The 20082-nt window shown below is 69.0% G+C and carries 9 protein-coding genes; 7 read left to right on the top strand and 2 right to left on the bottom strand.

What is annotated here, in order from left to right:
• Positions 1-12950: amino acid adenylation domain-containing protein (locus AC1D1G_RS11755; RefSeq protein WP_477952234.1), on the top strand; the 12950-nt coding region annotated here is incomplete at its 5' end.
• Between the two features lie 6 nt (positions 12951-12956).
• On the opposite strand, the gene AC1D1G_RS11750 is transcribed toward AC1D1G_RS11755, so the two are convergent.
• Positions 12957-13652 (bottom strand): exonuclease domain-containing protein, encoded by a 696-nt coding sequence (locus AC1D1G_RS11750; RefSeq protein ID WP_477952233.1) that lies wholly within the window; start codon positions 13650-13652, stop codon positions 12957-12959.
• Between the two features lie 303 nt (positions 13653-13955).
• On the opposite strand from AC1D1G_RS11750, the gene AC1D1G_RS11745 reads away from it, so the two are divergent.
• Positions 13956-15101 (top strand): magnesium and cobalt transport protein CorA, encoded by a 1146-nt coding sequence (locus tag AC1D1G_RS11745; RefSeq protein WP_283351577.1) that lies wholly within the window; start codon positions 13956-13958, stop codon positions 15099-15101.
• A 46-nt stretch (positions 15102-15147) separates the two neighbouring features.
• On the opposite strand, the gene lppU is transcribed toward AC1D1G_RS11745, so the two are convergent.
• Complete coding sequence (gene lppU, locus AC1D1G_RS11740; protein ID WP_283330824.1) at positions 15148-15744, bottom strand: LppU family putative lipoprotein; 597 nt, start codon at positions 15742-15744, stop codon at positions 15148-15150.
• A 147-nt stretch (positions 15745-15891) separates the two neighbouring features.
• Between lppU and AC1D1G_RS11735 the strand changes: the two genes are divergently transcribed.
• The 5 genes from AC1D1G_RS11735 to AC1D1G_RS11715 all read left to right on the top strand — a co-directional run bounded on the left by AC1D1G_RS11735 (position 15892) and on the right by AC1D1G_RS11715 (position 20071).
• A complete protein-coding gene (locus AC1D1G_RS11735) occupies positions 15892-16935 on the top strand; it encodes an ATP-dependent DNA ligase (protein WP_011597343.1) in 1044 nt (347 codons plus the stop codon).
• Positions 16936-17964, top strand: coding sequence for a non-homologous end-joining DNA ligase (ligD, locus tag AC1D1G_RS11730; protein ID WP_283330826.1), 1029 nt, complete (start codon positions 16936-16938; stop codon positions 17962-17964).
• Positions 17965-18017: 53 nt separating this feature from the next.
• A complete protein-coding gene (locus AC1D1G_RS11725) occupies positions 18018-18533 on the top strand; it encodes a DUF6764 family protein (RefSeq protein ID WP_105421188.1) in 516 nt (171 codons plus the stop codon).
• Between the two features lie 93 nt (positions 18534-18626).
• Entirely contained in the window at positions 18627-19832 is a 1206-nt protein-coding gene (locus AC1D1G_RS11720; protein WP_477952231.1) for a serine hydrolase domain-containing protein, read from the top strand.
• 17 nt (positions 19833-19849) lie between these two features.
• Positions 19850-20071 carry a dodecin gene (locus AC1D1G_RS11715; protein WP_283351579.1) on the top strand — a complete coding sequence of 74 codons (222 nt, stop codon included), beginning with the start codon at positions 19850-19852 and terminating at the stop codon, positions 20069-20071.
• Positions 20072-20082: the final 11 nt, after the last annotated feature.

The following is a 20082-nucleotide window of genomic DNA, read 5'->3' as shown; positions in this document are numbered from 1 at the left end:
TGCAGAAGACGCCGGTGACGTTCGATGTGTCGGTGTGGGAGTTGTTCTGGCCGTTGATCGTCGGTGCGCGGTTGGTGATCGCGGAGCCGGATGGGCACCGTGACCCGGCGTATCTCGAACGGGTGATCCGCGAGGAGTCGGTCACCACCGTGCATTTCGTGCCGTCGATGCTCGAGGTGTTCCTGGCGGGGGCGAACGTGGAGGGGTGCGGTGCGTTGCGCCGGGTGTTCACCAGCGGTGAGGCGTTGCCGTCGGCAACGGCGGCACGTCTGCGCGGGGTGAGCGGGGCGGAGCTGCACAATCTGTACGGTCCGACGGAGGCGTCGGTGGATGTGACGTTCCACGAGGTCACGGGGGCGGATCGGACGGTGGTGCCGATCGGGGTGCCGKTGTGGAATACGCAGGTCTACGTGYTSGACGGGCGGTTGCGGGTGGTGCCGGTGGGGGTGKCGGGGGAGTTGTATCTCGGGGGTGTGCAGTTGGCGCGGGGGTATCAGGGGCGGCCGGATTTGACGGCGGATCGGTTCGTGGCGAATCCGTTCGGTGCTGGGGTGGAGGGTTCGCGGTTGTATCGGACGGGGGATCGGGTTCGGTGGTTGCCGGGTGGGGTGTTGGAGTATTTGGGGCGTACGGATTTTCAGGTGAAGTTGCGGGGTCAGCGGGTCGAGTTGGGGGAGATCGAGGCGGTGTTGTTGCGCCGGGAGGATGTGGCGCAGGCGGTGGTGGTGCTGCGCGGTGATGGGTCGTCGGGGGAKTATCTGGCGGGGTATGTGGTGCCGGTGGCCGGTGCGGTGGTGGACGAGCGGGTGGTGCGGGAGTCGGCTGCGGTGGCGTTGCCGGGGTTCATGGTGCCGTCGGTGGTGGTGGTGCTGGCGGAGTTGCCGGTGACGGTGAACGGCAAACTCGATCGAAAATCCCTGCCCAAACCTGACTTCGGCACGCGCACGATCGGATATCGCGCCCCCACCACACCCGCGGAGGAAGCGATCGCCACGGCCTTCGCCGCCGTCCTCGATGTCGATCGCGTCGGGGCCGACGACAGCTTCTTCGACCTCGGGGGAGACTCGCTCAGTGCCACCCGGGCGGTGGGACGCATCAACAGCGCACTGGACACGACTCTGGGTGTCGCGGCGCTGTTCGACGCACCCGTGGTGTCCGATCTGGCCGTCCGGATCGACTCGGACGTGAGGACGAGTTCCGCCTCCCCGCCACTCACCGCGACGGCGCGGCCCGAGCGGATTCCCCTTTCCCTCGCGCAGCAGCGCATGTGGTTCATCAACCAATTCGACACCTCCTCACCGGCCTACAACATTCCGGTCGCCCTCGACTTGGACGGCGCGGTGGACCTGTCTGCGCTACGAGCGGCACTCGGCGGCGTCATGGACCGCCACGAGTCGCTGCGGACCGTGTTTCCCGGTTCCGCCGACGGACCCCGGCAGGTGATCGTCGATTCCGCGCTCGCGACCCCTGACCTCGAACCGGTCCCGGTTGCCGAAGGGGCCCTTCACGACTCGCTCACCGCATTCTTCGGCGTGGGATTCGATGTCACCGAGGACCTTCCGATCCGGGTGCGACTGTGGGAACTCACTCCCGAACGGCACGTTCTCGCCCTCGTCGCGCACCACATCGCGGCCGACGGCTTCTCGATGGCACCTCTTGCGCGGGACGTGATGCTCGCCTACACCGCCCGCGCGCAGCAGCAGGCACCCGGCTGGGCGCCGCTGCCCGTGCAGTACGCCGACTACAGCCTGTGGCAGCGAGCGGCTCTGGGCACCGAAGACCAGCCCGATTCGATGATGTCCGGGCAACTCGGCTATTGGGCGCGGACGTTGTCGGGCATCCCGGACGTGCTGCCACTGCCTCTGGATCGGCAACGACCCCTCCAGCGGTCGCTCCTCGGAGACGTCGTCCCGTTCGACATCCCGCCCTCCGTCCACAAAGCTCTGACCGAGCTGGCACGCCAGCACAATTCGACGCTGTTCATGGCGGTGCACGCCGCGCTGGCCGTGCTGCTCGAGAGAGTGTCGGGATCGGACGACGTGGTGGTGGGAACCCCGATCGCGGGCCGGGGCCACGCGGCACTCGACGACGTGGTGGGAATGTTCGTCAACACGCTGGTGCTCCGCACAGCGGTGGCACCAGGATCGTCGTTCGCCGACGTGCTCACCGACGTGCGGTCGGCGGACCTCGGCGCGTTCGAGCACGCAGACCTTCCCTTCGAGCGTCTGGTGGACGAACTCGCACCCGAGCGGTCCACCGCGCACTCACCCCTGTTCCAGGTGTTGATCGAATTCCAGAACGCCACCCGCACCCACCTGGAACTGCCCGGGTTGACCGCCCGGTCGCTCGACGTCGATCTGAACGTCGCGAAGTTCGATCTGCAGCTGAGCCTGGTGGAGCGAGTCGACGAGCAGGGGGTTCCGGCCGGGATCGGCGCCGGCCTCCGCTACGCGACCGACGTGTTCGATCGTGCGTCGGTACAGAGTTTCGCGGAGCGCTTCGTGCGCGTGATCGAGGCCGTGACCACCGACCCAGCCACACCCGTCGGGGACATCGACATCCTGCACGCGCCCGAACGCGAACTCGTGCTCACCGCCGCGCATCGGCCGGGGACCGACGTCCCACCGCTGTCGCTCGTGGACGCGTTCGATCGCATGGTGGCATCCGCGGGCGATGCCGTCGCGGTGCGCTGCGACGGCGCGTCGATGACATACCGCGAACTCGACGACCGGGCCAACCGGCTCGCGCGACTGCTCGTGGCGCAGGGGGTAGGTGCGGAAACGCTGGTGGCGGTGGCGATGACGCGGTCGGTCGACCTCGTCGTGGCGCTGCTCGCGGTGGTGAAGTCGGGCGCCGGTTACCTTCCGGTGGATGTGGCCTCTCCTGCCGAGCGGTTGGTGTTCCTGCTCGGCGACGCCCGGCCGGAGTGTGTGCTCACCACGACTGCGGACGCCGCGACCTTCCGCGGCGCCGGGGTCCCGGTGGTGGTGCTGGACGACCCCGAAAGCGTGACTGCGCTGCAGAAGTTCTCGGCGCTACCGGTGACCGACGACGACCGTCGTACTCCACTGCACCTGGACTCGGTGGCGTACGTGATCTACACGTCCGGTTCCACCGGGCAGCCGAAGGGCGTGCAGGTCTCGCACCGCAACGTGATCACGTTACTGGCGAACACCCAGACGCTGTTCGGATTCGGACCGGCCGACGTGTGGACCATGTTCCATTCCGCCGCGTTCGACTTCTCGGTGTGGGAAATGTGGGGAGCGCTCGCACACGGTGGCCGGCTGGTGCTGGTGGACTATTTCACGGCGCGCTCACCCGAGAAGTTCCTCGAACTCCTGCGCGGCGAAACCGTCACGGTCGTGAATCAGACCCCCACCGCCTTCTACCAATTGGCGGAGGCCGATCGCCTCGCCGGTGGTCCCGGCCTGTCGTTGCGATACGTGATCTTCGGCGGGGAGGCCCTCGAATTCGGCCAGTTGCGGCGCTGGTACGCACGCCGGGGCGACGCCGCGCCCGTCCTCGTCAACATGTACGGCATCACGGAAACGTCCGTGCACGTCAGCCACCTGCCGATCGACCGGGACCTCGTCGAGGAGGAGTCCGCATCGGTGATCGGCCGGGGACTGCCCGGGCTGCGCGTGTACGTGCTCGACGGTCGACTCCATCCGGTGCCGCCGGGCGTGGTCGGGGAGATGTACGTCTCGGGTGCGCAGGTTTCGCGCGGCTACCTGGGCCGGGCCGCCCTCACGTCCGGCCGATTCGTCGCCGACCCCTTCACTCCCGGCGCCCGGATGTACCGGTCCGGCGACCTGGGCAGGTGGAACGGGAACGGCCAGTTGGAGTACCTCGGCCGCAACGACCTCCAGGTGCAGGTGAAGGGCTACCGGATCGAACTCGGTGAGGTGGAAGCGGCGCTGCTCGCGTGCGAGGGGGTGTCGCAGTCGGTCGTGACGGCCCGCGGGGACCGGTTGGTGGGGTACGTGGTGCCGGAGACCGGCGCGGCGATCGACCCGGCCGCGATCATCGATGCGGCCGCGGTGCGATTGGCGTCGCACATGGTGCCGGCCGCGGTGGTGGTTCTCGACGAGTTGCCGCGGACGGTGAACGGCAAACTCGATCGGAAAGCCCTGCCCGAACCGGACTTCGGGCAGCGGGTGACCGCGGGCCGCAGCCCGGTCACCGAGACCGAACGGATCCTCGCCGACCTGTTCGCGGAGGTCCTCGGCCTCGACTCGGTGGGGGTCGACGACTCGTTCTTCACCCTCGGCGGGGATTCGATCATGTCCATCCAACTGGTCACTCGCGCCAAGGGCGCCGGGATACTGATCTCGCCGCGCGAGGTGTTCGAACGGAAAACCGTTGCCGGGCTGGCCGCGGCGGCCGGGACGGACGACGAGACCGCTGTTCTCGACGAATTGCCGGGAGGCGGGATCGGCGAGATTCCGCTGACCCCGATCGTGCGGTGGATGCTCGCCCGGGGTGGGGATTTCCGCCGCTTCTCGCAGTCCGCACTGTTCACGCTGCCCGCCACGGTGGACGAACGCACCCTGACGGAAGCTCTGCAGGCCGTGCTGGATCGGCACGACCTGTTGCGGGCCCGGCTGTACCGCACGTCCCGCACCGAAGAGGGCTGGTCGATGGAGGTGCAGGCCGAAGGGTCGGTGCGGGCGGCGACCGTTCTCCGCCGGGGGCGGATGGACGATGTCGGCGCCGAACTGGACGGTGCCCTCGACCGGCTCGACCCGGAATCGGGCGTCATGATGCAGGCGGTCTGGCTGGACGGGGCCGAACACCCGGGTCGCGTGCTGCTCGTCGTCCATCATCTGGCGACGGACGGTGTGTCCTGGCGGATCCTGATCCCCGACCTCGCGGCGGTGTGCGCGCAATTGCAGTCCGGCGCGGCACCGGCGCTGGAGCCACCGGGGACGTCGATGCGCCGGTGGGCGCACGCACTCGCCGACGCCGCGCGTGAACCCCAGCGCACCGCCGAGGTCGAACTGTGGCGGGGAATGCTGCACGCGCCCGACCCGCTGCTGGGGTCGCGCCCGGTGACCGCGTCGGACACCGCCGAGACGGCCGCGGACATCGCGGTCCGGGTTCCTGCCCCGTTGACCGAGACGCTCCTGACGACCGTGCCGCGGGCCTTCCACGGCAGTGTGGGAGATGCGCTGCTGACGGCGCTGACCATGGCGCTGACGAGTTGGCGGCGACGACGCGGGATCGAACTGCCCGGCGCGCTGGTCAGTCTCGAGGGACACGGTCGCGAGGAGCAGTTGGTGCCGGGCGCTGATCTCGCGCGCACAATCGGCTGGTTCACGACGATCTTCCCGGTGCGACTCGATCTGAGCGGGGTCGACCTCGACGACGCGTTCGCCGCAGGCCCGTCCGCGGGGGCCGCGGTGAAGACCGTGAAGGAGCAACTCCTCGCCGTTCCCGACCACGGCATCGGTTTCGGACTTCTCCGGTACCTGAACGACGAGACGGCGCAGGTTCTTTCGCCGCTGCCGATGCCTCAGGTCAGCTTCAACTATCTCGGCAGGATGGGCCCGACCGCCACGGCGACCGACGAGGGGTGGGTGCCGGTCGAGGAACCCGGACTGCGCGAGAAGTCGGCGGTGCCCGTCGCGGCCGTCGTCGACGTCAACGCGATGACCGTCGACTCGGGCGACGGCCCCCAGCTGAACTCCACGTGGACGTACCCGCCGGGCGTCCTCACCCGCGAGGAGGTCGAGGAACTCGCGCAGCTGTGGGTGCAGGCACTCGCTGCTCTCGGCGCGCATGCGGAGTCGGGTGGCGGCGGGTTCACACCGTCGGATCTCGATCTCGTCGAACTGCGGCAGGATGCGATCGAGGACCTCGAACACGTCTGTCCGGACCTGACGGACGTGTGGCCGCTGTCGCCCCTGCAGTCCGGCATGCTCTTTCACTCCGAACTCGCCAACGACTCCCTCGATGTCTACCTGGTGCAGGTGAGCCTCGAACTCGAGGGCACCGTGGATCCGCATCGACTGCGCCGCGCGGCCGATGCGCTGCTGGCCCGGCACGCCAATCTGCGCGCCGGCTTCCGGCACGACGCCGAGGGCAACGCCGTCCACGTGATCCGGCGACGGGTGGAGGCGCCCTGGCGCGACGTCCCACTCACGGCTCTGGACGAGGACGCCGCGGCTGCCGAGGTTGCGCGACTGCTGGCCGAGGACAGGGTCCGCCCGTTCGACCTGACACGTGCCCCGCTGATCCGGTTCATGCTGATCGCGACCGCGCCGAACCGCTACCGGCTGGTGTCGACCAACCACCACATCCTCCTCGACGGCTGGTCGATGCCGTTGCTGGTCCGGGAATTGCTGACGCTCTACGCCACCGACGGGGACCCGTCGCCGCTGCCCCGCGTCCGCGGGTACCGCGACTACCTGGCGTGGATGAGCCGCCGAGATCACGGCGCCTCCCGGGAGGTGTGGGCTCGGGCCCTCGCCGGGGTGGACGGACCGACGTTGCTGGCCCGCTCGGATCCGGGACGGCGGCTGTCCACGATGTCCGACGAGTTCGTCTTCGACCTGGACGAGGACCACACCACACGCCTGCGTGATGTCGCGCGGTCGCGTGGCCTGACGGTCAACACGCTCGTGCAGGTCGCGTGGGGGATTGTGCTGGGTACGTTGACCGCCCGCGACGACGTGCTGTTCGGTGCCACCGTTTCGGGGCGGCCTCCCGAACTGGCCGGCATCGAGACGATGGTCGGACTGTTCATCAACACCCTGCCCGTCCGGGTCAGGCTGCGCCCCGACGACACGGTGGGTGCTCTGCTCGAGCGCGTGCAGGCCGAGCAGGCGGCATTGCTGGATCACCACTACCTCGGGTTGGCCGAGATTCAGAGTGCAGCCGGGCCGGAGGTCGGATTCGACACGCTGACGGTGTTCGAGTCGTACCCCGTCGACCGCGCCGGGCTCTCCACCGAGACCGACATCGCCGGAATGCGCGTCACCGGAGTGGATGCGCGCGATGCGGCCCATTATCCGCTGAGTCTCGTGGCATCCGTCGACGCTCGTCTGCGCCTGAAATTCGAGTACCTCCCGGACGTCTTCGACACGGACACCATCGACGACATCGCCGGACGCGTGCTGCATGTACTCGACGCGTGCGCTCGTCCGGACCAGCCGCTGGCCGCGCTGTCGCTGCTGACCGACCGGGAGCGCGCCGACCTGGTGCCGGTCCGCGGCCGTCCGGGCGGGTCGACCCGGACGCTGCCGCAGATCCTCGACGAGGGGGCCGCGGTCGATCCGGGCGCGATCGCACTGTCCTCCGAGGACGGCGACGTGAGCTACGGCGATTTGGACGAGCGGTCGAATCGCCTGGCGCGCGCACTCATCGCCCGTGGGGCGGGCCCGGAGACGTTCGTGGCCATCGGGATACCGCGGTCCCTCGACTCGATGCTGTCGGTGTGGGCGGTGGCGAAGACCGGTGCGGCGTTCGTGCCGATCGATCCGAACTACCCCGACGAGCGCATCACTCACATGCTCGTCGATTCCGGAGTCACTCTCGGCGTGACCACATCCGAACACCGAGGCCGGCTCCCGGGCACCGCGCACTGGCTGGCCCTGGACGAACCCGGCTTCGCGACCGAGTGCGCCGAGCGCGCGGGGGCACCCGTGACCGACGCCGACCGGAGCGGTCCGGTCACGCTGGACACCGCCGTGTACGCCGTCTACACGTCGGGGTCCACCGGTGTGCCCAAGGGTGTGGTGGTCACCCATCGCGGACTCGACAACTTCGCTCTCGACCAGCTCGAACGTTTCGGTGCGACACCGCAGTCCCGGACTCTGCACTTCTCCACACCGAGTTTCGACGGGTCGGTGTTCGAGTACCTGCAGGCCTTCGGTGCCGGCGCGACGATGGTGATCGCGCCGCCCAGCGTGTTCGGCGGCGAGGAACTCGCGCGGCTGCTGGCCGACCGGAGCGTCACCCATGCCTTCATCACCACCGCTGCGCTGGCGTCACTCGATCCGGCCGGGCTGGCGCAGCTCACGGACCTGGTGTTCGGCGGCGAGGCCTGCCCACCCGAACTGGTCGCCCGCTGGGCGCCGGGCCGCCGGTTGTACAACGCGTATGGACCGACCGAGACGACGATCATGTCCAACATCAGCGAGCCGATGGTCCCCGGGCACCCGATCACCATCGGCGGGCCGATCCGCGGGGTGACGGAACTGGTGCTCGACTCCCGGCTGCAACCGGTCCCCGTGGGAGTTCCCGGCGAGTTGTATCTCGCCGGGGCCGGCCTGGCCCGCGGCTACCACCGCCGACCGGCACTCACCGCCGAACGGTTCGTCGCCCACCCCGTCCGCCCCGGCGAGAGGATGTACCGCACCGGCGACATCGTGCGGTGGACGGCAGACCACAGCATCGAGTACGTGGGCCGCACCGACTTCCAGGTGAAGGTGCGCGGCTTCCGCATCGAACTCGGCGAGATCGACTCCACCCTCATGTCGGAGCCGGACGTCGGATTCGCCGCCACTCTCGCGCACCGCGGCCCCGCGGGAGACACCCTGCTGGTGTCGTACGTCGTTCCGGCGTCGGGTCGCTCCCTCGACCCGGCCGTACTCACCCGGCACCTGGCGGACCGCCTGCCGTCCCACATGGTGCCCACCTCCATCACGGTGCTGGAGCGCATTCCGCTGACCGCCGTCGGCAAGCTGGACCGCACGGCACTGCCCGAACCCGACCTGCTCTCCGGGACAGGGCACGACCGGGTTCCGGTCGGTCCGATCGAGGACGCGGTGGCCGTCGTCTTCGCGGAGGTACTCGGCCTCGCGCGCGTCGGCGCCGACGCCGGTTTCTTCGACATCGGTGGCAACTCCCTGAGCGCCACCCGGGTGATGGCACGGCTGCGCGCGCTGCTCGGCACCGACTGCGGGGTGCGGGATCTGTTCGAGGCGCCCACGGTCGCCGCGCTGGCGGCACGAATCGAGCACGCCGGCGCCGGGCCGTCCGGACGTCCGGTGCTCGCGGCCCGCACCCGGCCCGAGGACATCCCGCTGTCGTACGCGCAGCAGCGGATGTGGTTCGTCAATCAGCTCGACACCACCTCGGCTGCCTACAACATCCCGATCGTGGTGTCACTGAGCGGGGACCTCGATGTGGGATCGCTGAACTCGGCACTCACCGACGTCGTCGCCCGGCACGAGTCGCTGCGCACGATGTTCCCGGTCCGCGGGGACTGGCCGGTTCAGCAGATCCTGCCCGCCGAGGGTGCGGTGCCCACTCTGACCCCCGTCCCCGTCGCGGACGAGCACGGCCTGCGGGAAGAGCTGACCCGGCTGGTCACGGCGGGTTTCGATRTCACCGCGCGGATCCCGCTGCGGGCCGGACTGTACTCGCTGAGCGACACCGAGCACGTACTCGCCGTGGTGGTGCATCACATCTCGGCGGACGGGTTCTCGATGGTCCCGTTGGTGCGCGACGTGATGACGGCGTACGGCGCCCGCGTCGGCGGCGGCGCACCCGACTGGCTGCCCCTGCCGGTGCAGTACGCCGATTATGCCCTGTGGCAACGGGAGTCGCTGGGTTCGGGCGACGACCCCCGGTCGCTGATCTCGCGGCAACTCGACTACTGGACGACCACACTCGCCGGCGCCCCCGACCTTCTGGAACTCCCCACGGATCGGGATCGGCCGTCCCAGCAGTCCTTCCGCGGCGCGCGCATCCACTTCTCCGTCGACAGCGACTTGCACCGTCGCATCAGCGAACTGTCGCGACGTCTCGGCTCCACCGAATTCATGACGGTGCACGCCGCCCTCGCGGTGTTGCTCAGCCGTCTCGGGGGAACCCCGGACGTCGCCGTCGGCACCCCGATCGCCGGCCGGGGAGACCCCGCACTCGACGACCTGGTGGGCATGTTCGTGGGCACGCTCGCCCTGCGCACACAGGTGGATGCGGCCGAGTCGTTCACCGCCCTGGCCGCGCACTGTCGCGACGTCGACCTCGAAGCCTTCGCCCATGCCGACGTTCCGTTCGAGCGGGTGGTGGACGCGGTCGGCCCGACCCGATCGACGGCGTATGCTCCGCTCGTCCAGGTCTCGCTGGAATTCCAGAACAACGAGCGACCGGTGCTGACACTGCCGGGACTGGAAGTCCGTGGAATCGATCCCGGGCTCGCCGTGGTCAAGGTGGATCTCGAATTCCTCCTGGCGGAGGAGTTCGACGCGAACGGTGCGCCGGCCGGGATGAGCGGCGCCGTCGACTTCGCGACCGATCTCTACGACCCCGACACGGTCCGCGGCTTCGCCGGCCGCTTCGTGCGCATCCTCGACGCCGTCACCGAGAATCCGGACCGGCCGATCGGCGACCTCCCCCTCCTCGACGCGGTGGAGTTGCGGGCGATGGTGCCTGCCCGCGGCGAGCTGCAGGTGCGCCCCGAGCTGTGGCCCGATCTGCTGACGGCCGCCGCCGCACTCGCCCCGGACTCGGTGGCCCTGTCCCTCGGGGACCGCCGGGTCAGCTACCGCCAACTCGACGAGTGGTCCAACCGGGTGGCCCGGGTTCTCCGCGGACGCAGGGTGGGACCGGAGACGTTCGTGGCAGTCGGAATGCCCCGGTCGATCGAGTCGGTGGTCTCGATCTGGTCGATCACCAAGGCAGGCGCGGCGTTCGTGCCCGTCGACCCCACCTACCCGCGCGACCGCATCGACTACATGCTCACCGATTGCCGGGCTGTGCTCGGCCTCACCGTGAGAAGTCGCCGGAGCACCCTGCCCGACACCGTTCCGTGGCTGATCCTCGACGACGAGGACTTCGCCGCGCAGGCGTCGGCCGTGTCGTCGGCACCGATCACCGACGCGGATCGGACGAGTCCGTTGCACCTCGCTCACCCGGCCTATCTCATCTACACGTCGGGGTCGACCGGAAGGCCGAAGGGCGTCACCGTCACCCACCGGGGTATGGCCGATTTCACCGCGGAGACGCACCAACGGTTCGAGGTCACCCGCGAGTCCCGGGTCTCGCAGTTGGCGTCCCCGAGTTTCGATGCCTCGGTGTTCGAGCTGATGATGGCGTTCGGCGCGTCGGCGCGCGTCGTGATCGTGCCGCCTGCCATCGTCGGGGGCAGCGAACTGGCGGATCTGTTCCGTCGCGAGCAGGTGACTCATGCGACCATCACGCCGACCGCACTGGCGGCCCTCGACAACGACGGACTCGATTCGCTCCGGGTCCTGGACCTGGTGGGCGAGGCGTGCCCGCCGGAGGTGGTGGCGCGGTGGGCGCCGGGGCGGAGCCTGCACAGCGGGTACGGGCCCACGGAGACCACGATCCAGGCGAGCGTCAGCGCCCCGATGCGTCCCGGCGAGAGCGTGAACATCGGGGCACCCGCCCGGGGATTCGCGTTCCTGGTCCTCGACGAGCGGCTGCAGCCGGTCCCGGTCGGTGTGCCCGGCGAGTTGTATATCGCCGGACCGGGTATGGCACGGGGGTACCACAACCGGGCGGCGCTCACCTCGGAACGCTTCGTGGCCTGTCACTTCGGGGAACCGGGGTGCCGGATGTACCGGACCGGTGACGTGGTGCGCTGGCGTGAGTCGGCGAGCGCACTCGAGTACATCGGGCGCAGCGACTTCCAGGTCAAGGTCCGTGGATTCCGTATCGAACTCGGGGAGATCGACGCCGTGCTCGCCCGTCACCCGGCGGTTGCCTTCGCCGCCAGCGTCGGTCACACCGGCCCGTCCGGTGACACCGTGCTCGCCTCGTACGTGCGGGCTCAGGACGGGCAGGAGGTGGAGCCCGCGGGACTGCGCACTTACGCGTCCGAGCGACTGCCCGCCCACATGGTGCCGTCCGCGGTGGTCGTACTCGATCGGATTCCGATGACCCCGGTGGGCAAGCTCGACCGGAAGGCGTTGCCCGCCCCGGAGTTCGGTTCGACCGGTGCGGCGTTCCGGGCACCGGCCACGGAAAACGAGCGAATCGTCGTGGACGCCTTCGCGGAGGTTCTCGGGGTGGACCGGGTGGGCACCGCGGACAGCTTCTTCGATCTCGGTGGAAATTCGCTCCTCGCCACCAGGATCGTCAGCGCACTGCAGGCCGCGCTGGACCGGAGGGTTCCGCTGCAGTGGATGTTCCTCGACCCGACACCGGCGGGGATCGCCCGCCGCCTCGACCTGCCGCATCGGAGCGCCGGTATGGAAGAGGCACTCGCCGTGGTGATTCCGCTGCGTGCGCACGGAAGCGGGCGACCGTTGTTCTGCGTGCATCCGGGCATCGGCCTGTCCTGGGGGTACGCCGGTCTGGTGCGGTATCTCCCTCCCGACCGGCCGGCGTACGGACTGCAGCTGCCCACGATCAGCGATGACGGCGACTACCGGACGATCGAGCAACTGGCCCACCGCTACATCGAGGAAATGCAGGCCATCCAGCCCACCGGCCCGTACGACCTGCTCGGCTGGTCGCTCGGCGGGGTCATCGCGCACGCCATGGCCGTCGAACTGCAGGCAGCCGGCGAAGAGGTCGCCACACTCGCCGTCATGGACAGCTACCCCGTGGGCGGCGAGGACCCGCTGGTCGGCCGGCTCGAGATCCGGGACCTCCTGCGCGGGTTGGGACTCCAGACCGAGGGGGACGGTGAGATGACCTACGAGCACGCCGCGCGGTTGATCGACGAATCGTTCGGGACCGAGACCGGAGTGCGAGGGCACGACCTCGAACGCATCGCCGCCGGGTACGAGAGTTCGAGGTGGCTCGCCCACCACTTCGTGCCCCGGGTGTACGACGGGGATCTGCTCATCTTCCCCGCCACGCGCGACGGAAACGGCACGACCCGGGCCCGGTCGGCGGACGAGTGGCGGCCGCTCGTGACCGGCCGGATCGACGAGCAACCCGTGGACTGCGGGCACAACGAGATGATCGAACCGCAGTCGCTCGCCGTCATCGGGCCGATCCTCTCGCGCGTGCTCTCCGAACGGCCGTGAATCGGATCAGGCGATGCGGAACCCGGCGAGACCGCGAATCGGCCACTCGCCGTTGACGTCCGATGCGTCCCGGCCCTGCCGGACGAGGTAGTCGGCGAAGTCGCGTTGCCGTTCGGCGTGCCAGCCGGCCTGATGCGTCAAGATGTCGAGGGCCCGCAGATTCGGGTACTCCTGCGCGAGGGTCCGGGCGAGGTGTGCGGCGGCGATCGCGTCGGCCTCGGCCTCGTGGGCGTCCTCGAGGGCGATGCCGTAGTGCTCGCACACCGCGCCCAGTGTGCGCCTGCCCTTCCGGTACCGGTCCATCTCGCGGTCGATGACGTACGGGTCTACCACGATGCCGGTGACGAGTTCGGTCAGCCCGAGGCGCAGGCCCTCGGTGTGCATGACGGTCAGGTCGTAGGAGGCGTTGAACGCGACGACGGCATGGTCGCGGGTCCACGCGTCGTGCAGAGCCTCGCGGATCTCGCCGTACCCGGTGGCGTAGTCCTGCCCGTGGGCCTGGGCGTACTCCGTGGAGATTCCGTGCACGTCCGAGGCGCCCTGCGGGATGGGAACCTCCGGGTCGAGCAGCCACGTTCGCGACTCGAAGTGGTGAGCGTCGACGACGGCGATGCACGCGGAGACGATGCGGGCGTCGGTGGGGTCAGGCCCCGTCGTCTCCAGATCGAACGCGCAGATCGGTCTGTCCGACCAGCTGGTCATGGGGGCCTCTCGGTGGTGATTCGTTGCCCGCCCAGTATCGGCCGCGGTGGGCGCCGGATCCGGGACCGACACGGCGGGGATCCCAGGTTGTCGTGGCCGGTCGCCGGGGGTATCGTGTCCTCCGGTCTGCAGTTCGCCGAGGTCGTGAACTGCCTTTTCGAGAGAGCAAGGAGGTGTGGCATCCGATGAGAAGCCAACCTCCGAGTACCAACTGAAACCGTTCCACCGGTAGGTGCGCGGTTTCACGGTCCGTGTTCCTCAGCGCTGTTCCGCGCTGCCCCTTTCCCTCGAAGGCCCCGTGTCATGCCTCAGCTGCGCCCGATCCGTTCCCTCCTCCCCAGCCGTTCCGCCGGTCTGTCCGACGCCGACGCCGGTCACGCGGTGACCCGCCGGCCCGTCGAACCGACGCCCGCCGAACCGACGCCCGCCGAGGAAACGGTGGTCAACAGCGCCGTCTACCGCGACGGCCGGAAGACGGCCACCCCGGCCACCCTGTCCGAGGCGCTCGCGAGCCTGCCGGACGCGTCGTCGATGGCGTGGATCGGGATGTACCGGCCGAACGACGCCCAGTTGTATGCGGCAGCAAAGCAATTCGACCTGCACGAGCTGGCCGTCGAAGACGCGATCGTCGCCCACCAGCGGCCCAAGCTGGAGCGTTACGGCAAGACGCTGTTCGTGGTCCTGCGCGCCGCGCGCTACTGCGACGAGACCGAGCGCGTCGAATTCGGTGAGCTGCACGTCTTCTGCGGTCCGACGTTCGTGCTCACGGTCCGGCACAGCGAATCCCCCGACCTGTCGGCGGTCCGCCGGCGGATGGAGAGCAACCCGGACCTGCTCCGGCTCGGACCCGAAGCCGTCCTCTACGCGATCCTCGACGCCGTGGTCGACGGGTATGCGCCCGTCGTCGCCGGACTGCAGAACGACATCGACGAGATCGAGACCGAGGTGTTCAGCGGAGCGCCGGGCGTGTCGCGGCGCATCTACGAACTCACCCGCGAGGTCATCGAATTCCAAAGGGCCACAAGGCCGCTGCTCGGTATGCTGCGCGGATTGTCGGCGGGATTCGAGAAGTACAACACCGACGAGGAACTGCAGCGTTACCTGCGTGACGTCACCGACCACGCGACGGTCGTCGTGGAGCGGGCCGACGGCTTCCGTCAGCTGCTCGGGAACATCCTCACCGTCAACGCCACCCTGGTGTCGCAGGAGCAGAACGAGGAGATGCGCAACCTGACCCAGGCCAGCTACGCGCAGAACGAGGAGATCAAGAAGGTGTCGGCATGGGCGGCGATCCTGTTCGCGCCCACCCTGATCGGGACGGTCTACGGCATGAACTTCGACCACATGCCCGAACTGCACTGGGTCGGTGGGTATCCGTTCGCCCTGTCGCTGATGATGCTCACCTGCGCCGGGCTGTACACGATCTTCAAACGCCGCGGCTGGTTGTGAGCGAGGCCGGCTGCGGGCAGTGCCCGCAGCCGGCCGGCGCCTGCTGTCAGAGTTCGTCCACGCAGACGACGAACTTGCGCTCGGAGTATTCGTATCCGTTGGACGACGTGCTGCACGAGTCCACGGACGTGGCGCCCTGCACGATCTCCGTCACCTTCACACCGTCGACGGCCGTGGTGTCGCCGCAATCGATGCGCGCGGGATCCTCGCCGCCGACATCCATGCACCCGCCGATAACCCAGTCCACGTCGAGGCAGATCGCGCCCTGCTCGATGCCGCCGAGGGTTTCGTAGTAGTACGAGTCGGCGTCGCTGATGCACTGGCTGTTCTTCGCGGCCTTGGCGATCACCTTGTAGTTCGAATCGGCGCTGCCGCACACCGCCTTGTCGATCTCGGCGTCGGAGACGGTGCCGCCGAGCTTCACGCACTCACCGATCGCGACCTCGAAGTCGACGTCGCCGCCGGCGTCCTCGCCTTCCTGCCCGTCGATCACGGTGGTCGATTCGCTGGACGTGGTGGCCGCGGACGCACCCGACTCCGGCACCGCGGTGGGCGTCGTGTCCGAACCGCACCCGGCCACCAGAACTGCCGTCGCCGACAACGCGACGACTGCGGTACACACCCGCCGAACTAACCCTGTCATGTCTGACCCCTCCGTCAGGTGACCGTCCGCCACCCGTTCCTCCGAGATGACCGTGCCACCTCGATCGTGTCCACCGCGATTGCCGTGTCGCGCATTATTTGATTACATCGCCGTCCGATTTGCCAATTGTGGTGACAGTATGGACGGGTGGATCTCCCCGTGATGCCTCCGTTACAGCCGATGCTCGCGAAGGCTGCGTCGTCCGTTCCGGCGCAACCGGAGTCCGGGCTCGCCTGGTCCTACGAACCGAAATGGGACGGTTTCCGCACCCTCGTCTTCCGCGACGGCGACGAGGTGGTGCTCGGGTCCCGCGGCGGAAAGGATCTGGCCAGGTACTTTCCCGAACTCGTCCGGGCAGTGAAGGACGAACTGCCGCAGCGGTGCGTGGTGGACGGCGAACTCGTCGTCCCGCGCAACATCGACGGCCGCACCCGGCTCGACTGGGAGTCGTTGTCGGAGCGCATTCATCCGGCCGAGAGCCGGGTGACGATGCTGTCCGAGAAGACCCCGGCGCAGTTCGTCGCGTTCGATCTGCTCGCCCTGGGCGACCGCGACCTCAGCCGCGAGGACTTCTCGGTACGCCGCGCGCAGCTCGTCGACACCATCGGCGGCGGACCCAGCTGCCACGTCACCGCCGCCACCGAATCCAGTGCGACGGCCACCGAGTGGTTCGAGGCGTTCGAGGGGGCCGGCCTCGACGGGGTGGTGGCGAAGAAGCTGGTGGGCCCGTACCTGCCCAACAAGCGGGAAATGGTGAAGGTGAAGCACGCCCGCACCGCCGACTGCGTCGTCATCGGATACCGGCCGCACAAGAGTCAGCCGGGGATCGGGTCGATGCTGCTCGGACTGTATGACGGCGACCAGATGGCGATGGTCGGCGGTGCGTCGGCGTTCACGGCGGCGCGGCGGATCGAACTGCTCGCCGAACTCGACGAGCTGCGCGTCGGCGACGACGTCGTCGCGGACGGGGCGCCGACGCGGTGGCAGTCCGGCAACGACCGAACCTGGGTGCCGCTGCGCCCCGAACGCGTCGTCGAGGTGGCGTACGACCAGATGGAGGGTGCCCGGTTCCGGCACGCCGCGCGGTTCCTGCGCTGGCGCCCGGACCGGACGCCCGACGAGTGCACGTTCCAACAATTGGAGGTCCCGGTGCGATACGACCTTGCCGACGTCCTGGCCGGAGGTTCCTAGATGGCGAGTCCTGCCGAAGAACTCGACGTCGACGGCGTCGCCGTGCGGCTGTCGAACCCCGACAAGATCTACTACCCGAAACTCGGTGCCGAGGGCGGCACGAAACGGCACCTGGTGGAGTACTACCGGACCGTGGCACTCGACGGTGCGCTGCTGACCGCCCTGGTCGATCGGCCGACGCATCTGCAACGGTTCCCCGACGGGATCGAGGGCGAGGAGATCTACCAGAAACGGGTTCCCGCGAAGCGGCCCGATCACGTGGAATCGTGCGAGGTCACGTTCCCGTCCGGCCGCAAGGCGGACGTGCTCCGCGTGCGCAGCGCCGCGAACATCGTGTGGGCGGCGAACCTCGGCAACATCACGTTCCACCCGTGGGCGGTCCGGTGCCCCGACGTCGATCACCCCGACGAACTGCGCATCGACCTGGACCCGCAGCCGGGAACCGGATTCGACGACGCCCGGGCGGTCGCGCTGGACGTGCTCCGGCCGCTGCTGGACGAACTCGGTCTCGTCGGCTTCCCCAAGACGTCGGGCGGCCGCGGGCTGCACGTGTATCTCCGCATCGAACCGCGCTGGGATTTCATCGAGGTGCGGCGCGCGGGCATCGCCCTCGCCCGGGAGATCGAGCGGCGCAGCGGCGACCGGGCCACCACGTCCTGGTGGAAGGAGGAACGCGGCGAACGCATCTTCCTCGACTTCAACCAGAACGCCAGGGACAAGACCATCGCGTCCGCCTACTCGGCCCGCAAGACGCCGATCGCGACCGTGTCGACGCCGGTCACCTGGGAGGAACTGGTGGACGTCGACCCCGACGACTTCACCATCGCGACCGTGCCCGCGCTGCTCGCGAAGCGCGGGGATCCCATGGCGACCATGGGTGACGTGGCGCAATCGCTCGACGTGCTGCTGGAGATGGCCGAACGGGACGCCGCGAACGGTCTCGGCGATCTGCCGTACCCACCCAATTACCCCAAAATGCCGGGGGAACCCAAGCGGGTACAACCGAGTCGGGACCGAGACCGCAAATAGCCGGCGCTCACGTAGGCTCGGGACGGTCGGGTCGGGAACAATGTGAGGTCGCCATGGAACGTACGACAGTCGGTACTGCCGGACTCGTCCTCGGTGTCGTCGCGACGGCACTCGGGACCCTGATGATCGCGCCGGCCACCGCGTCGGCCGTGTCCCTGTCCTGCGTGTCCCCACCGGGCCGGGGTGACACCACGGTCGTCGACCGCACCGCGTGCGGGGCCAACGCCGATACGAGCAGCAATTCGGCGGCGTTCGGCACGGACGGTGTCGGGTTCGCCGACGCAGCCCACGCGGGAGCGGCGCTCGGCGCCGGCCTGGGCGGCGGTGTCGGTGCCGCCGAGGCACGTCGTGGCGCAGTCGCCGCGGTGGCGGTCGGGCCCCAGAGCGTCGCCATCGGGACGGTCGACAGTGCCGGTCCTGCGCTGGTGCTGAGCGGTCCGGGAGGGCAGGCGCTGGTCGCGGATCCGGCCAAGGGCGTGGTGTGCGCCGCTGGACCGTCGCTCGCGATCAATTTCCTTGCAGGTCAAGCGTGTCTGAGCGACGGCATAACAGTGTGGCGGCTTCCCTGAACGGCACCCCGGTCCGCGTCGTATGGTGACGGTAGTCACAATGGGTTGACGCAACTGCCGTAGGAGATATGGCAGCGAGATCGGAGGTGGTCGATGACGACCAGCGTTCGAGTTCCCCGGCCCGCGTCCGTGCCACGGACGGAGCTGCACGTCGATCCGCGGTTCCTGCCGCTCGCCGACCGGTTTTTCGCGATGTACCGGCAACCACAGCACGGCGGCGGGGCGCTCACCGCGTACTTCCGGGGTGAGAAAGTCCTCGACATCTGGGCGGGCTGGGCAGACCGCGACCGCCGATGGGACCGCGACACCGTCGCCCTGTCGTTCTCGACGGGAAAGGGTGTGGCCAGCACGGTCGTCCACCGCCTCGCCGAGCGCAGGCTGATCGACTACGACGCGCCCGTCGCGCGCTACTGGCCCGAGTTCGGCGCGGCAGGCAAGGACGACATCACGGTTCGCGAACTCCTCACCCACCGGGCCGGACTGCACAAGGTCCGCGGCCTGATGCGAAGCCCGCTCGATCTCCTCGACTACCACGCCGTCGTCCAGGCCCTCGCGGCCACCCCGGCGGATCCGCGCAGGCTGCGCGGTCCCGGGTATCACGCCGTCACCTACGGGTGGCTGGTGGCCGAACTGATCGCACGCGTCACCGGGAAGTCGTTCGTCCAGGCCGTGCAGGACGAAATCGCGGGCCCGCTCGGCGTCGACGACTTCTGGTATCAGGTTCCCGGACAGCACCGTCCACGGATCGCGAAGCTGTTTCCGCACATCAACCCGGCCGGCCTCAACTGGGAGCTCACGTCGAACGTGCTCTCGCTCGTCGGCCCCACCCGCGGCCTCGCCGAGGCAGCGATGCCCCAGGGATTCGACGTGCTGGTCCGGAACCCCGCGGTGCACGATGCGGTGATGCCCGGCTGGAACGGCGTGTTCAGCGCGCGGGCGCTCGCGCGCATGTACGGCGCCATCGCCAACGGGGGCAGGCTGGACGGACACCGGTTCCTGCGCAAGGCCACCATCGCACAGATGTCGCAGGTGCAGACCCACGACCGCGACTACGTCCTGGGGATCCGCCCGCAGTGGTCCCTCGGCTACCACCGGCCGATCCTCGCGTCCCGGGAACAACCGCGGAACGCGATCGGGCACTACGGCGTCGGCGGGTCCGGTGCCTACGCGGACCTCGACAGCGGACTGTCCCTGGGCTTCGTCACCAACCGACTCGGGAGTTCCCTCACGGCTCTCGGTGATCTTCGTCTGGCCCGGCTCGGTGTCGAGRCGCAGGCGATCGTCCGGAACGGCAAGTAACCACGAAAGGAATCCCGATGAGTGATCACGTGTACCGAGTTGTCGAGGTCGTCGGTTCATCGAGCGACAGTACCGACGCGGCCGTCGAGAACGCCATCGCGCGGACCAACGAGACCGTGCGCAACGTCGAGTGGTTCGAGGTCGTCGAGACCCGGGGTCACGTCGAGAACGGCGTCATCGCGCACTACCAGGTCACGGTGAAGGTCGGATTCCGTGTGGAGCCTGGCGACGCGGTCTGACATCGCGCACG

This window comes from Rhodococcus sp. P3_B8 (genome assembly GCF_056402775.1).
This window is presented reverse-complemented; position numbering and strand designations above follow the sequence as displayed.

Excerpts from the sequence above, each read along its gene's own strand:
- AC1D1G_RS11715 (WP_283351579.1), top strand. The coding sequence starts at position 19,850 with ATGAGTGATCACGTGTACCGAGTTGTCGAGGTCGTCGGTTCATCGAGC.
- lppU (WP_283330824.1), bottom strand. The coding sequence starts at position 15,744 with ATGACAGGGTTAGTTCGGCGGGTGTGTACCGCAGTCGTCGCGTTGTCG.
- AC1D1G_RS11725 (WP_105421188.1), top strand. The coding sequence starts at position 18,018 with ATGGAACGTACGACAGTCGGTACTGCCGGACTCGTCCTCGGTGTCGTC.
- ligD (WP_283330826.1), top strand. The coding sequence starts at position 16,936 with ATGGCGAGTCCTGCCGAAGAACTCGACGTCGACGGCGTCGCCGTGCGG.
- AC1D1G_RS11745 (WP_283351577.1), top strand. The coding sequence starts at position 13,956 with ATGCCTCAGCTGCGCCCGATCCGTTCCCTCCTCCCCAGCCGTTCCGCC.
- AC1D1G_RS11750 (WP_477952233.1), bottom strand. The coding sequence starts at position 13,652 with ATGACCAGCTGGTCGGACAGACCGATCTGCGCGTTCGATCTGGAGACG.